General features: G+C 58.9%; 10 protein-coding genes and 2 pseudogenes. 5 read left to right on the top strand and 7 right to left on the bottom strand.

Translation table 11 applies throughout. The features are described 5' to 3' along the window. Positions 1 to 705: pseudogene (locus tag ACGYLQ_RS17155) on the bottom strand (hypothetical protein); the annotation flags it as partial. A 91-nt stretch (positions 706 to 796) separates the two neighbouring features. Here ACGYLQ_RS17155 and ACGYLQ_RS17160 point away from each other — a divergent pair. Beyond that, positions 797 to 1,409: pseudogene (locus tag ACGYLQ_RS17160) on the top strand (IS110 family transposase); the annotation flags it as partial. A 189-nt stretch (positions 1,410 to 1,598) separates the two neighbouring features. Here ACGYLQ_RS17160 and ACGYLQ_RS17165 read toward each other — a convergent pair. The 5 genes from ACGYLQ_RS17165 to ACGYLQ_RS17185 form a co-directional block, all read right to left on the bottom strand. After that, the gene (locus ACGYLQ_RS17165; RefSeq protein ID WP_136720581.1) at positions 1,599 to 3,314 is read right to left on the bottom strand and encodes a peptide ABC transporter substrate-binding protein; all 1,716 of its coding nucleotides are present in this window, start codon (positions 3,312 to 3,314) and stop codon (positions 1,599 to 1,601) included. A gap of 167 nt (positions 3,315 to 3,481) precedes the next feature. Beyond that, complete coding sequence (locus ACGYLQ_RS17170) at positions 3,482 to 4,357, bottom strand: DMT family transporter (protein ID WP_394444070.1); 876 nt, start codon at positions 4,355 to 4,357, stop codon at positions 3,482 to 3,484. 62 nt (positions 4,358 to 4,419) lie between these two features. Then, the gene (locus tag ACGYLQ_RS17175) at positions 4,420 to 4,776 is read right to left on the bottom strand and encodes an H-NS family nucleoid-associated regulatory protein (protein WP_394380893.1); all 357 of its coding nucleotides are present in this window, start codon (positions 4,774 to 4,776) and stop codon (positions 4,420 to 4,422) included. Positions 4,777 to 5,341: 565 nt separating this feature from the next. Beyond that, positions 5,342 to 5,950 (bottom strand): SMC-Scp complex subunit ScpB, encoded by a 609-nt coding sequence (locus ACGYLQ_RS17180; RefSeq protein ID WP_394444072.1) that lies wholly within the window; start codon positions 5,948 to 5,950, stop codon positions 5,342 to 5,344. Positions 5,951 to 5,952: 2 nt separating this feature from the next. Next, positions 5,953 to 6,837: a DUF1403 family protein gene (locus tag ACGYLQ_RS17185; RefSeq protein WP_394444074.1), complete on the bottom strand. Its 885-nt coding sequence runs from the start codon at positions 6,835 to 6,837 to the stop codon at positions 5,953 to 5,955. 157 nt (positions 6,838 to 6,994) lie between these two features. Here ACGYLQ_RS17185 and ACGYLQ_RS17190 point away from each other — a divergent pair, with 157 nt between their 5' ends. Beyond that, the gene (locus ACGYLQ_RS17190) at positions 6,995 to 8,128 is read left to right on the top strand and encodes a tyrosine-type recombinase/integrase (protein WP_067939634.1); all 1,134 of its coding nucleotides are present in this window, start codon (positions 6,995 to 6,997) and stop codon (positions 8,126 to 8,128) included. Between the two features lie 103 nt (positions 8,129 to 8,231). On the opposite strand, the gene ACGYLQ_RS17195 is transcribed toward ACGYLQ_RS17190, so the two are convergent. Beyond that, a complete protein-coding gene (locus tag ACGYLQ_RS17195; protein WP_394444076.1) occupies positions 8,232 to 11,657 on the bottom strand; it encodes an SNF2-related protein in 3,426 nt (1,141 codons plus the stop codon). A 117-nt stretch (positions 11,658 to 11,774) separates the two neighbouring features. Here ACGYLQ_RS17195 and ACGYLQ_RS17200 point away from each other — a divergent pair, with 117 nt between their 5' ends. The 3 genes from ACGYLQ_RS17200 to repB all read left to right on the top strand — a co-directional run bounded on the left by ACGYLQ_RS17200 (position 11,775) and on the right by repB (position 15,153). After that, entirely contained in the window at positions 11,775 to 12,656 is an 882-nt protein-coding gene (locus ACGYLQ_RS17200; RefSeq protein WP_394444078.1) for a recombinase family protein, read from the top strand. 329 nt (positions 12,657 to 12,985) lie between these two features. Next, the gene (gene repA / locus ACGYLQ_RS17205) at positions 12,986 to 14,188 is read left to right on the top strand and encodes a plasmid partitioning protein RepA (RefSeq protein ID WP_394444080.1); all 1,203 of its coding nucleotides are present in this window, start codon (positions 12,986 to 12,988) and stop codon (positions 14,186 to 14,188) included. Beyond that, positions 14,188 to 15,153 (top strand): plasmid partitioning protein RepB, encoded by a 966-nt coding sequence (repB, locus tag ACGYLQ_RS17210; RefSeq protein ID WP_394444082.1) that lies wholly within the window; start codon positions 14,188 to 14,190, stop codon positions 15,151 to 15,153. The genes repA and repB overlap by 1 nt, the downstream gene beginning before the upstream one ends. Positions 15,154 to 15,316 lie beyond the last annotated feature (163 nt).

Consider the following 15,316-nt stretch of genomic DNA (forward strand, 5'->3'; position numbering starts at 1 on the left):
GCTATGCTGCCGAAATGACCGCCTGACAGGCAGAGGTCTCGCCCCTCTCAAATAGGCGAAAACAAGTTGGCAATCCCGGGTGCAGTGACAATAGGCGACATTGCCGCCTGGCGCATCGTGGCGTCCCTTGAGCACAGTGAGTAGAGCAATCGCCCGATCAATCTGCGTAGCATCGCGATGCTGACCGACCCCGGACCAGCAATAGTAGGCCACAGATCCGCTGTCCGAGAGCATATGCGCTGCCTCCCGAATCTTATCGGCTTCAATGCCAGTGACAGCCCCAATTCGCTCGGGTGTCCAAGGTGCAAACGATGCACGCAGATGGGCGAGGGCCGGACGGCAAGGGATCGGTCCGTCGGAGCCTGGCACCATGACACTTCGCTCTAGTTCCAGCGCCGCTACATCTGCTGCAAATCGGCGGGTCGCGGGATCATAGGGCACAGCGCCCCGGGCGGAATGCCAAGCAAGATAACATTCTTTCTCAGGTAGTCCTAAATCGGCACCGCGCAAAAAGTCCCTGGTGTCGTCACGAACAAGTAATGCCGCATTGGTCCATCGTCGCAGAAATTCCCGATCAACTCCGCCGTATTCAAACATCAGCCGTAGCAAGCCAAGCGCAAGTGGTCCGTCTGTGCCGGGTCGCACGCGCAGCCAGCTATCAGCGCTCACGGCAAACCCTGCACGGCGCGGATCGACCGAGATCACCCTGGCTCCTTGTGCCTTGGCTGCCGCGACCTGGGTCGCTTGATCCAACCAAACCGCGCTAGGGTTAAACACTTCTACAATGAGAGCGTCCATGAACGAGGTTAGCATCATCGGCCTGGATTTGGCCAAGAACGTATTTCAGGCACATGGCGCCAGGGCGGACGGCTCCGTTTTATTCCGGCGCAAGCTATCGCGTGCGCAGCTGTTGACATTCCTGAGTCATCACCAGCCTTGCGTGGTGGCCATGGAAGCTTGCGCAAGCGCCCATCACTGGGGCCGGGCAATAGGCTATCTTGGCCACGAAATCCGGCTGATCCCGCCTGCTTACGTAAAGCCTTTCGTCAAGCGTCAGAAAAACGACATGGCCGATGCGGAGGCGATCGCCTAGGCAGCGTCCCGTCCGACGATGCGGTTTGTTGCAGTGAAGAGCGAGGCCCAGCAAGCGGCGGCAATGGCGTATCGCACCCGCGATCTCTTGGTCCGGCAGCGCACTCAGACGATCAATGCGCTTCGGGCTCATCTGGCCGAGCGGTATCGTCGCGCCCGTCGGTCCTGTCCATGTTGGCCGCCTTGCCGCAGTTGTCGATGGCGACGACGGCGCCCTGCCTGCGGCGGTGCGGGAACTGGCACGCTTGCTTCTGAACCAGATCGAATCTCTAAGCGTGAAAATCGCCGGCTTGGATGCCGAGCTGCGCAGACGTGCGGTCACCGACGATAACAAGGACATATCGTTCATGCGCTAGATGTGAACATAAACCTAGATAGCAACGTCATTAGTCACAAATGCGGTGTCACTGACTTCGAACTTTTGGCCGAAATCGCTGAGGTTGCGGCGCAGACACGCGTCTAAATGTCGAAGCGGTGGCCCTGGATAGGGGCCACCGCTTTTGCGTTCAACCTTCGGTGCGATACCAATCGGCAACGTTCCACAGGTCACTGTCCCAAGCGTTCAGCTTTACGCCACCAAGGGTGTTGCCCTGTGCCGCCACTGCTGCGCGGTTGATCAGCGGCAACATGGATTTGCTTTCGGTCGTGATGATGTCGTTCAGACGTTTGACCAGACGCGCCCGCTCCTCGATTTTGCTGGTACGAGAGAGCTCATCAAGCAGAGTGTCGTATTCCTCATCGCAAAAACGGTTGATGTTCTCGCCCTGCCACTGGGTCGAAGGCTTCGGCTCATTCCCGCAACGGCGCTGCGCAAGATAGGCTTGCGGGTCGGTGCCGTCATAGAGGTTCGCATACATCTCAACATCGGCATAGAACTTCGGGAATGTGTCGGGGCTGCCGGGATCGCCGCCGAAAAAGACCGAGGCATCGATGTTCCGCAGTTCGACCTCGATACCGATCTGGTTCCACCAATCCTTGATCAGCGCCTGAAAGTCCTGACGCACGGCATTGGTAGAGGTCTGGAACAGGATCGACAGACGCATACCGTCTTTCTCGCGCACGCCGTCTCCGTCTTGGTCCTGCCAGCCTGCTTCATCCAAAAGCTCTTTCGCAGCTTCCAAATCCTGCGTCATACATTCGGTATTGTCAGAGCTATAGATTGGCGGCGCGGGGACCAGATTACAGGTTGGCCGGCCCGCCTGCCCGTAACCGATTTCGTTCAGTAGTTCGCGGTCAATCGCCATGCTCATGGCTTGCCGCACACGGCGATCGGTCAGGAAAGGATGCGGCTCTTCAACCGTCGCGCGGGTTTCGGGCGGCAGGTCCGGAGAGGGGTTCGTCATATTGATCTCGATCCGCTCCACCAAGGGGCCGAACTCGAAGATAGGCTTACCGGTGCCACCTTCGGCGATTTTCTCCAGCACGTCGGGCGCCATCAACAGATCCCAAGCGTAGTCAAATTCGCCCGTCTCCATCACCGCCCGCGCGGCCGAGACGGAATCCCCGCCGCCTTTGAAGTTGAGCTTAGCAAAGGCCGGCTTGCTCGGATCGCGGTAGTTCTCATTCGCCACAAGCTGGATCGAGTCGTTGGGGCGGAAGTCTGTCACCACAAAGGGGCCGCTGCCAATCGGGTTGAAGTTCTCCTCCGTGCAGCCGGGGGCCCGTGCGCCGGTGCAGTCCGCGAACTGGGCCGCCTGAAGGATGGGCGAGGCCGCGCCCACGAAAGGCAGATAGGGGTATGGTTTCGGCTCGTCGAAATGGATCGTCACGGTGCGATCATCAATGACTTCGACTTCTTTCACGTCATTGAACTTTGACAGTTGTGCGCAACCGCCTTCGGGGTTCATGCAATAATCTGCCGTAAACTTCACATCCTCGGCGGTAAGCGGCGTGCCGTCGGACCAAGTCACCCCTTCCTTCAGTTTCCAGGTGATGGTCTTGAGGTCTTCGGTCATGCCACCGTTTTCGACCGTCGGAATTTCGACCGCCAGTTTCGGGACCAGCTCGCCTTTCTCATCGGCGTTGGCCAAAGGCTCCAACACCATGCTGGAGGCATCACGCTCTTTCACGCCACCCGAAAGATAGGGGTTAAGGATCGAGGGGGCCTGCCAGTAGATGATATTAAGTTGCTCATCGCGGCCGCGCTCGCCCTCCTGCGCGATGGCCATCGTTGACAGTAAGGTCAGGGAGGTGGCCCCGAGTAAATGGGCTGATAATCGCATAGTCTATCCTCTCTCTAATTCGCGCCTAACAAAATCACTTGTTAACTAATCAAACATATTTGCGCTAAATTGCAAGTTGCGGGAGGGGGGTGCGGATTGATGCGGAAGAACATCTTCGCCCGACGTGTTTAAGTGATGTCATACCTGTTGACGGCACCCCGGGGCGATCAAACCTTCATCTGACCTTCGCGGTATACGATAAATGCTCCGCTAAATACGATGACCGCAGTCCCGACAAATGTTGCGAGGTCAGGTACCTCACGCCAGATAAGCCACCCCAACAGGGTAGCCCATATAAGGCCAGTATACTCGAAGTTCGCCACGGTAGAGGCTTCAGAGAAACGAAAAGCCTGAGTGATTAGGGTCATGCCAGCTGTGCCAAACACCGTAATCGCCCCGAACCGCCAGAGATCTTCATATTGGACTGGCGTCCAATAAAACGGCGCAAACAGAGCGCTTATCAGCGCGCCTGCGCCGACGAGCCAAAGCATGACGGTCCAAACACTTTCACGTGGGTCCACCCAGCGTGATCCGATCATTAGTAAAGCATAAAATAGCGCCGTTCCGACCGGGAAAAGCGCCGCCGGCTGAAAAGCAGCACTTCCTGGCCGTACGACAATCAGCACACCAACAAAGCCGATGATGACCGCCGCCCCGCGTCGCCAGCCGACGTGCTCTCCGAGAAACAGGCTTGAAAGCGAGATTATGAAGATGGGGGCAGAAAATGTCAGGGCGGTCGCTTCGGCGAGATCCAGATATTTCAGACCCGTAAAATAGAACGTCGCTGCACAAGTCCAGAATGCACCCCGCAACAAATGCGCCAATGGCCGACGCGAACTAACCGCTGTTTTACCTCGCAGGAGAAGAACCACGACCAATGCGAACGGAAGGGCAAGGATGTTACGCAGGAACAAGATTTGAACGGGTGCATATCCCTCGGTCAGCACTTTCGCGAACGCATCGTTAATTGCGATGCATGCAATGCCCGCGCACATGAGAAAGATTCCAGATCCGGAGTGAGAAAACGTTCGGGTTGCCTGCATAATACGCCCCTCCGACAGGTGCCCTGAACGGGCTCGTCCCCTCTACGAGCCCGAAGTTCTCGTCAATTTTTAATGCGCATCGTCTCGGGATCCGTGCCGGTAGCAACCTGTTCACGATACCAGTTCGGTTGCCGCCCCTTCCCAGTCCAAGTCTGTGTCGCGTCTTCCGGATTTGCGAAAACCGGCTTTGATGGCTTCTTGGCCGCCTTTGTTTTGGTTTTCTTCTTCTTGGGAAGCGGCGCTGCGGTTTCGGCAATATCGTTTAGCGAAAAACCGAACTCCGCAGCCGCCTTCGCCGCGGCTTTTTTGGCCTCTCGCTGATCCCGAGCCTTTGCAGACGCCAGTGCTTTTTTGACGTCCGCCAGCAGCTTTTCAAGCTCTTTGCGCGGCATCGCTTTCAACTCACTCTTATCGAACATGAAATTCTTCCGTTTGTTTGCTGGGCTAAGTATTTAAGAAGCCTCATATGCTTGATCATCTTACTATTCAATGTATCGATGCCGACGCACTGCTCTAAACAGGAAAGTTAGATTACATTTTGTTTAACCAACGCGACATTATTCAGATGTTTCGTGGCGGAGATATTGCTTAATCTGAAAGCGTAATCTGTGACCGATTGCGTGGACTACCTTTGGGGCGCGTCGAACGTTGGCCGTAGGGATCGAAATATCCGGCATCGAGGCAATAAAGCGAGAGCAGGCCCCCCGCTATGCAAAGCAAAAGGTGAGCGCTAAGTCAAACCTCACCCGCGAAATCAATACCCGATTGATCAGAAATCACCGCGAGCAACGTGATAGATCAGACGTTCCCATTCTATAGAGAAAGAAAAGCGACGACCCCAGATGCCAGGGAATGGTCGGAGGCCGCCGCAGTTTGGCGAGGCCCATGGGAATACAAGCCTCAGTAGAACAGGGAGTCACCCGACCCCCTAAAGTTGCTTAGGCCAAAACCATTCACAAGGCAAACAGCTCGAGTAACGTCTATTCACCCAGCTTCCCCGTTGTCTACGCTTAAACCGGCATCTGACAATTGTTCCTTGTCCGGAAGGTCTCGCAAGCTCTCAAGATCAAACGCGATCAAAAACTGCTCTGTCGTCACAAACGTGTAAGGTGCCCCTCTCTGAGGTAATCGTGGACCCGTTCCGATCAAATCGCGCGCATGTAAGCGGCCAATCAAATCGCGACTGATCTCTTTACCAAAAATATTCTTCAGCCCGTCACGTGTGATCGGCTGATGGTAAGCAATGGCCGCCAGCACCGCGACGTCGAATTCATTTAGGTCCAACAGCTGTTCTCCAACATCCGCCGCCGCGCGGATCGCGGGGGCATAGGCAGATCGTGTGCGCATCATCCAGCCCCCCGCCACCTTAGCAACTTCGAACGCGCGGCCACCCAGATCGACGGCCAGATCCTCGACCAGCAGATCGACCGACGCCCCCTGCCCCACCACGCGCGCCAGCTCGTCGCGCGGCACCGGGGAGGCAGAGGAAAAGAGCACCGCTTCGATCCGCCGTATCCATTCCCGCCACCGCAAGTCTGGCGGCAGGTCGGGCAACTCACGGTCAAGCTCCGGTTCGGGAGGATTCCTGACCATCGCTACCCCCCATAGAGCCGGAAGGTGTCGCGGCCGGTCAGTTCGCGCACCGCGCCGAGGTCGACCAGCCTGTCACAGAGCCGCCGCGCGGCGCGATCCGGCAAAGGCAAGGCCGAAGGTGCCACGGCGTCGCGGGTCAGGAACATCTGCACCGCTTTCCCTGCCCCCTTGGCGCGAAGTTTGGGCGCAACCGCCTTCAGATGCGCCGCCCGCCGCGCGAGGTCAGCAGAAAGACGCACTACCTCGACCCCCGAGGCGATAAGCGCCCGATGACAGGCCAACCGCAATTCCTCGCCCTGCTTACGTAGATCCACGCGTTTAATGCCAGCCGCCAGCAGCGGCACAATGCGATCCCAACCGAGTGCTTTCGCGAGAGCGGCATCGGCGAGGATCAATGCTGGACTTTCGGCACGTGGCGTCTCGCGCAGAACGGCTTCCAGCGCCATCGCGGCCCGGGTCACCGGCGCCCCTTTCCCCGCATCAAGCCACGTCGCGATCTGGCCCGGCTCGAGGGTCGGCAAGGCTCGGCCCAGAGCCTTGATCGACAGCGGGCGTTCCACGGCGCGACGCCAGGCCAGACAGGTTGCGCCCGCCGGACCGGGCAAGTCGCCGGGGCGCAGAAAATGAACCGCGTCGCGCAACTCCCCCGCCCGCTCCGGTCGGCCCGAAAACCTGACGCAAGCTTCCGCCGCCCGTAGAGCCAGCCGGGCGCGTATTAACGTCACAGGCACGTCGTCCCGCGCCATCAAGAGATGCAGGTGGTTCAGGGCCGCGCCCGACAAAAAGGCCATATCTTCAAGGGTTCCAGAACGCGTGGAGGTGACCCATTCAGGCAACCGAAGTAGCGTATCAAGGTCTCCGCTGTGATCTGGTTGGGCAAAATTCATGCGCGAAGTTTACATCATCGCGGCGCTTTAGGCTATCGATGAAAGCGCAAACCGCCCTACCTTGGCGCTTGTATATATGTCCAATAAGTTTACATTATCGGACACAAAGGAATATGCTGTAACATAGGCTTAAAATGAGTGGATTTTTGGAAAAATGATGGGCGCAGAACACGATAAATCGACCTCAGCACGCTCTGATAAGTTTGATGATGCTCAGGGTGACGAGAGCCGTCAAGAGAAAAGCGACTGGATCGCCCGGCCGGCTCATGTTGCTGGGTCTGGCACCCTCGATCGGCTGGTAGATACCGCCCGCGGCTACGCGCGCGCCGCGGCCTCCGATAACACACTGAAGGCCTACGCAAAGGACTGGGCGCACTTCGCGCGCTGGTGCCGACTGAGGGGGGTGGAGCCCCTGCCCCCCTCGGCCGAGATGATTGGCCTTTACCTCGCGGATCTCGCCTCCGGGTCCGGTCCCTCACCATCGCAGTCCACGTTCGGACCGCAGTCGGCGTCCCGCCCCCTGTCTGTCAGCACGATCGAACGTCGCCTGTCAGGCCTTGCCTGGAACTATGCGCAACGCGGCTTCACCTTTGAACGTAAGAACCGCCACATCGCAACCGTCCTTGCCGGGATCAAGCGCAAGCACGCGCGACCGCCCGTGCAAAAGGAGGCGATCCTGGCCGAGGACATCCTCGCGATGGTGGCCACCCTGCCCTACGACCTGCGCGGGCTCAGGGATCGGGCGATCCTGCTGAACGGTTATGCGGGCGGTATGCGCCGGTCAGAAATCGTCAGCCTCGACGTGCACAAGGACGACACGCCGGATTCTGGTGGCTGGATTGAGATCTTCGACAAAGGCGCCCTGCTCACGCTCAACGCCAAGACCGGCTGGCGCGAGGTCGAAATTGGCCGCGGCTCCAGCGATCAGACCTGCCCGGTCCAGGCGCTGGAACAATGGCTGCACTTTGCAAAGATCGACTTCGGCCCTGTCTTCGTCGGCACCTCGCGGGATGGCAAGCGCGCATCTGAAACACGCCTGAACGACAAACATGTCGCACGACTGATCAAGCGCACTGTCCTCGACGCCGGCATCCGATCCGAACTGTCCGAAAAAGAGCGCCTGGCGCTGTTTTCCGGCCATTCCTTGCGCGCCGGTCTCGCGAGCTCTGCCGAAGTCGATGAGCGCTACGTCCAAAAGCATCTTGGTCACGCCTCAGCCGAAATGACCCGCCGCTATCAGCGTCGCCGCGACCGGTTCCGCGTAAACCTGACCAAGGCTGCGGGGCTGTAATCTTCGGACCTTCGGCGCGTTTGCCAGAAATGGTCAGCAACACCTCAAGCCGGAAGAGCCGCGTTCGCATGCTTTGGCGCAACGTCTAGGCGGCGAGCCCCTGTCACACTCCGAGCGGCGCAAACAGATCTTGCAGTATCGCCTCGTCCAGCAACGGGCCAGCCTGTCCCCCATCCTTGTCGAACAAGGCGTCGGCCAGCGCCTGTTTGTGCGACTGCATGTCCAGTATCTTTTCCTCTACCGTGCCTGCAGCGACCAGACGATGCACGAATACCGGTTTGTCCTGACCTATGCGATGGGTGCGGTCCATGGCCTGACGCTCCACAGCTGGGTTCCACCATGGGTCATAAAGGATCACCGTATCCGCCTCGGTCAAGGTCAGCCCAAGACCACCGGCTTTCAGGCTGAGCAGGAAAACCGGCGCAGTGCCTTTTGCAAAGCTTTCCAGTACATCGGCACGCTTTTGCGTCTGGCCCGTCAATGTCAGATGGGGGATACCGGCGGCCGCAAGATCCACTTCGATCAGATGCAGCATTTCAACGAATTGCGAAAACACCAGAACGCGGCGACCCTCGGCCACAAGCTCGGCCAGCAATTCACGCAAACGCACGCGTTTGGCGCTGTCCGCCACCGCGCGCGCCGCGTCAGTCTTGACCAGCGCGGGGTCGCAGCACACCTGCCGCAGCTTGAGCAGCGCATCGAGCACAGTAATCCGCGCTGCGGCCAGACCACGGGCGCTGATCGCCTCGCGCACCCGGGCATCCATGGTGCTGCGCACGGTTTCATAAAGCGCTTGCTGCGGCTTTGGCAGCTCCACCCGTTCCAGGATTTCGGTCTTAGGAGGAAGTTCGGTTGCGACCTGCTCCTTGGTGCGACGCAGCATGAAGGGGCGCAGCCGACGGTTGAGACGCGATTGTGCGACCGCGTCACCATGCTTTTCGATCGGGGTGCGAAACAGTTTCTGAAACTCTTTTCTATACCCCAGAAGACCCGGATTCACCCAGTCGATCAGTGTCCAAAGGTCTTGCAGCGAGTTTTCCAGCGGCGTGCCGGTCAGCGCCAGCCGCCCCTTGGCAGGAATGTTGCGCAGGCTCTTGGCCATTTGCGACGCAGGGTTCTTGAGGGTTTGCGCTTCGTCCAGGATCACCAGAGGCCACTCTGTCGCTGTCAGCCAGTCTTGATCACGCGCCAGCAACGGATAGGTGGTGACGACCAGATCGGCGCGCAGAGCCTCGTCGCGCAGCGCCGCCCGGCCTGTGCCATGCAGGACCACGAGTCGAATATCCGGTGTGAATTGCGCGGACTGCATCTGCCAGCCATGCAGCAGGCTGGTCGGTACGATCAGAAGCGCCGGGCCAGCTGCTCCTGCTTCGCGACGTGCCTGCAAGAGGGCCAACACCTGAATTGTCTTGCCCAGCCCCATATCATCCGCCAGAACTCCGCCAAAACCGGCTTCGAGCAAGCTGCCCATCCAGGCGGAACCATAGGCCTGATAGGAGCGCAACTGCGCGCGCAATCCCTTTGGTGGAGCAAAACTCTCGGCCTCGGCCAATGCCTTCAGGCTACGAGCCAGCGGAATGATCCCGGCGTTATCGGCGAAGTGTACCGAGCTGCCTGCCAGCGCCTTTTCTGCCAACCGAGCGACATCGGCATCCGACGGGTGCAGCGCGCCCAACTCGGCATAATGCGTCAGCACCAGATGGAGTAGGGGTGCCAGCGGACTGAGGTCCAGGGGGGCATAGCCCGCCTTGCCCCGGTTCAGGTAAACCGGCCTATCGGACAGATGCTGCGACAGGACGTCGACATCCGGCACGGCGTCCCATTCGTCACGCACCTGTTCAAGAAAGGCCGCGATCAGGGGCGCGACATCCACTGGCTTGCCGCCGATCTCGGCTTCAAACCCCAGCGAGAACCAGTCGTTGCCGTGGAATGGGTCGCCTGCTTCGGCCTGTGTTGCAACCGTCAGCGCGGCAGCTTCATCGCTCAAACGGAAGGGCCACTTTGATGTTTCAATGATTTCCCAGCCTTCGGTCCGCAACCCGGGCAGCGTCCGGAACGCAAACTCGAGACCATCGCGCGACGACGGGAGGCGCATACTGTTCGCGCCCATCTCCTCCTCAGCGAAGACGAAATCGCATTGCGGCATTCGAGCGCTCGGCAAAAGATAGTCCATTTCGTCAACGGGTATCGCCCCTGCATCCATCAGCCGGATGACGCAAGCAGCTTCCCATTGATGATCGCGCGTCAGCGTTACGACCTCGTTGTTTTCAACGACCCGGGGGTCGGCGTCGCCTTCCCAAACCTCCTGCCCGTCATAGACAAAGCGCAATGTCAGTGTTGGCAGAGTGACAGAAACGCTGTCCCAACGCCTATAGCCGTCACGTGCGCTCTCCGCTCCAAGCGTCAAACGAGCGATGCGTTTATGGGCCGCGCGCCGTCTCTGTCGCGCCACATGCGGCGGCGGCAAGGCCAGTCCAGCGAGCGTGGCGGGCATCTCCGCAGCCAGGGCCGCCGCTTCATCGGGCGCGACTTGGGGAGCGCTCTGGACAAGCTGCAGCGCCTCAATCTGCACCGGCTGTGCCAGCGCCCCGATCTGACCGTGCGCGGTGTTCACCCATAGCGCTGCCCCGTCCAACGCCCGCAACTCCAACTGTATGCCGTCTGCGTCCTCAAACCCCAGGCTCTGACTGCCATCCGCCGCCATGCGCCAGGCCAGTCTGGCCTTTGGACACGCTTCTGACCAGCTCAACTCCGCGTCCGGAGAATTGTCATGGAGGAAGCGACCCGTGTCGCACAAGCGCCGGATCAGGGGCAAAGCATCCTGCCCCTTTGGCTTGAAAATACCGGGCAGGCCGTAGCTATAGTGCGTTTCCCACAGTTGGGTCTGCGCCAGCGCAGACAAAAGCTCCAGATCGGTCGGTCGGATGAATTTTGCCACAGCGTTGCTGCGCAGGGCATGCAGCGCATCATAGCGCCGGATCGCCTTGTTCAGGCCCGTGCCAGCAGCATTGATACGGCCCTTGTAAATGTCGATCCTGACTTTTGTTTCATTCGGGATCAGGACATAAAGCAGGCGTTCCTTCACCTTGTCCGGATAGTCCTCGGGACGTGCCTCAGGCGGCACTAGGGCTGTCGGCTGCTGCTTGACACGGGTCAGCCAACCCCGCACCGGTGCTGCCAGTTGCGGGGAGCTGGAATCGCGTTCCGCCGATGTCATCAAAACAGCGACCACGTGCTTGCAATTATGCCCCACCGGGCAAGAGCAAATCCCGTCCACAAAGCTGTTGCTCAGGGTAATCCGCTGTTGGTAGCTTTCCCCGCGCCCATTCAACACACGCCCGCGGATACTCCCATCCGGCAGAGGCTCGACCGTCGCGACCAGACCGCGATGCGCATAATCTTCACCGCGTTGCAGCGTGCCGACATCAAAATAATCCCTCAACCGTAAGTCCATGCAACACCCCAATGCCCGCCCCGCAGACCCGGCCCACAGGTCTCCCGCATATTCTTCCAGATAGCGGTTTTCCATTGCGCCGCCTATGTGGAACTTACAGAAAAAAGGTGGCACCAACCTCCGAAACGTTATTCTTCTGCCATCAATCGGTCGTTTATTAGCGATATATTAAATTGCAAACGGCCCGGTTTCATGCCCCTGATTGGCTATGCGCGCGTCTCCACCGAGGATCAGACCCCCCTGCCCCAGTCTGAGGCACTGCAGTCTGCGGGATGCGCCGAGATCTTTGAAGAGCACGCCTCGGGCGGCAATCGCGCGCGGCCCGTGCTTGCACGTGTGCTGGAGCGGATCGGCAAGGGCGACACGCTGGTCGTCGTGCGGATCGACCGGCTTGCGCGGTCTTTGTCGCACTTGCTTGAGGTGATCGAAAGACTGGAGGGCAAGGAGGCGTTCTTCCGCTCTCTGCAGGACCCCATCGACACCGCTTCCCCGCAGGGCAAGTTCACATTGCAGGTTCTGGGCGCCGCGGCCGAGTTCGAGCGCGCGCTGATACGAGAGCGCACAAAGGCCGGGCTTGCCTCTGCGCGCGCCAAAGGGCGCGTTGGTGGCAATCCTGGGCTACGCGCCAAGGATCCCGCTGCGCTGCGCAAGGTGCGGCTGGCGCGACAGGACGGCTACATGGAGCGCCTCAACGAGACCGCGCAGGATTGGGTGCCCCATGTGCGCCGCTTGCGGCCGGATATGGCCTGGGAAGACCTGCTGCGGATCATCAATGGCCCCCTGCCCCCAGATCGCCATTGGACACAAAGCCGCCTGCTCCGCGCTGTGAAGGCATATGTGCGCGACGGGTTCCTTCCTGCCAAGGTGCTTGGACGCGCCGGACGGCGCGAAACCGATGACCGCCTGCCTGCCATCGTGGCGGCCATTAAGGGCGCGGATCCAGACATCACGCTTCAGGCAATCTGCGACCGGCTTGAATCGATGCGTGAGCGCACCCCTCGAGGTCGCACGAGGTGGCAACCATCTACCGTAAGGATGCTGTTGGAACGGGCCGAGCGACTCGGGCTCGTCTAATCGGATATTCGGTGCCAATCGCTTAATCCTTCAGAAGCGACGATTCGTCGGCAGTCCCCGCCGCGATACCTAGGGGTAGGCTGCAGTGAAGCCACAACATGTTCGACACGGCGCTAGAGCGGACTGAGATTTATCCTGATCTACTAAATACTTAGACAACTTTCTCACGCCAGAATGCACGCCCAGCTCAAGTTCGCGCCCTCCGCCTTCAAAAAAATTGTTGTCTGGCGATAAGTTGCGTGTCATGAGTGCTGTAGTCGCAAAAAAGCGAAAATCGCGCACTTTAGCGACGAAACACAATCGACCCACCAAGAGGTCACGAGGGCAGCATGAACAGCAAGGCAGATTTCCCCGGCGCAAAATCCATTGCAGCTTCCATTTCTGCCAACGCCGCGCGTCTGTCGGATGCTCTCAACCATCATATGCGCAACAGCTTTCAACCGGAAAGCAGAAAGACGCTGCGGAAGTTTCACCCTGCAGAGGTCTCTGAGCTGACTGGCATCAGCATGTCGAACCTGAGAACGCGCCACCAGGAAGGTGATTTTCCCGAAGTCGAAACCGACTCTCGCGGCAGGCGTCTCTATTCCGCTGAAGAGATCGATCAAATCCGCAGGGTGATGGCGCGGACCGGTCGTAACGGAGAAGCTTACATGCCAGGCCGGCGGGATGGCGATGGACTTCAGATCATATCCATCGTGAATTTCAAAGGTGGGTCCAGCAAGACGACGACAGCAATTCATCTAGCCCAACGCTACGCCCTTAGAGGGTATCGCGTCCTAGCCGTAGACATGGACCCCCAAGCCAGCCTAACGACTATGTTCGGATACCGTCCAGAAATCGAGTTTGCTGAAAGCGGCACGGTGTACGACGCCCTGAAATATGAAGATCCGGTTCCCCTGAGCCAAGTCGTGCGCAAGACTTACTTCCACAATCTCGACCTCGCGCCAGCCGGATTGTTGCTGTCTGAGTATGAAACCGAGACGGCTTACGCGCTTCAACACAAGGTTGATCCTCCGTTCACTCAGAGGTTGGCCATTGCGCTCGATGAGATCGAAGCCAACTACGATCTGGTGATCATCGATTGCCCACCGCAGTTGGGCTTCACGACGATGACGGCCTTGCTCGCGTCAACCGGCCTCCTGATTACCGTGGTGCCGAGTATGCTGGACGTCGCCTCCATGGCGCAATTCCTTGAGATGGCGGGAGAAACCGTCAGGACTTTGGAGGAAGCAACAGGACCGATCGACTGGTCGTTCCTCAAGTACCTCGTCGCGAGGTTCGAACCGACCGATGTCCCACAATCGCAGATGGCTGGGTTCCTAAGGTCGATTTTGCTCGACCAGGTTCTCACCACGCCCATGCTGAAATCCACTGCCATTTCGGACGCCGGGATGACGCAGCAGACAATCTACGAACTAGAGCCAAGCCAGGTCGTCAAGAAGACATTGGACAGGATACTCGAAAGCGTAAACGGCGTCGCAGACGAGTTCGAAAAGACGATTCAACAGGCTTGGGGGAGGACGGTCGAGTAATGGCGCGTAGAAACCTTTTCCAGCCCCCTCCCCCACCGGACACCACCGAGGATGTGGCAACGGCTGACCTTAAACCTCGTTTCCCCAACACCGGCGCGATGAGCGGTGTGAAATCGACCCTGAAGGATCTATCCAGCAACGCCGTACGGGAAATTCCGGTCGATCTCATCGAGGAAGACGGGCCGAAAGACCGTCTTTCATTCTCCGATGCCGACGTCGCGTCTCTTGCCGCGAGCATCAAGGAACATGGGCAGCAGGTGCCGATCATGGTCCGTCCGCTTGCGGACAAACCGGGTCGGTACAAGATCGTTTATGGTCGTCGCCGACTGCGGGCCCTGCAATCGATCGGAGTATCGGCCAGAGCCTTGGTGCGAACTCTTTCGGACGAGGAGGCGATCCTTGCCCAAGGCCAGGAAAACTCACACAGACTGGACCCTAGTTTCATTGAAAAGGCCCTGTTCGCCGCGCAGCTGAGCGACAATGGCTACGAACAGCCAGTGATCCTCGACGCACTTGCCATCGACAAGCCTATGTTGTCGCGAATGACCAAGGTCGCGCGCACGATACCAGAGACTGTGATCCAGTTGATCGGTTCAGCGCATGGCGTTGGACGCCGCCGCTGGGAAGACCTAGCAGACAAGGCGAAGGACAGCAATGCTGACCTAGTTAGGATGGCCTCCGATTTGGGCTTGGATCAGATCCCTACTTCGGACGACCGTTTTGCGCGCGTCAGCGACGCCGTTGCGGGACTTCGCAAAACTGCAAAGTCCACAAAGTCCGCAGCGCATATGGTTGTCTCAAGCGACGGCAAGACACTTGCAGAGGTCAAAGATAGCCCGCGCGCTTTGACGGTGAAAATGTCCAAGGTTGATACCCCAGAGTTCGCTCAATGGATGCGAGACAACGCGGAAGTTGAGTTGAAACGTCTCTATGAGGCGTGGAAGTCGGGCCAGAAATCCGGCTGACAGACAGGCGAGCAGAGCAACAAAAAGGAGCACGAAAAACAGCCAGAAAAGAAAGAGCCCCCCAAGGTCATCCCCGGAGAGCCCAATCTGTTCTTAGCACCCTCAGATGTACCAGCTTCTCCGTAGCAGTCAATAACAACCGAATCGGTTGAACGATGATCTG

Source organism: Sulfitobacter sp. 1A12779 (genome assembly GCF_043557315.1).
Classification (GTDB): Bacteria; Pseudomonadota; Alphaproteobacteria; order Rhodobacterales; family Rhodobacteraceae; genus Sulfitobacter; species Sulfitobacter faviae.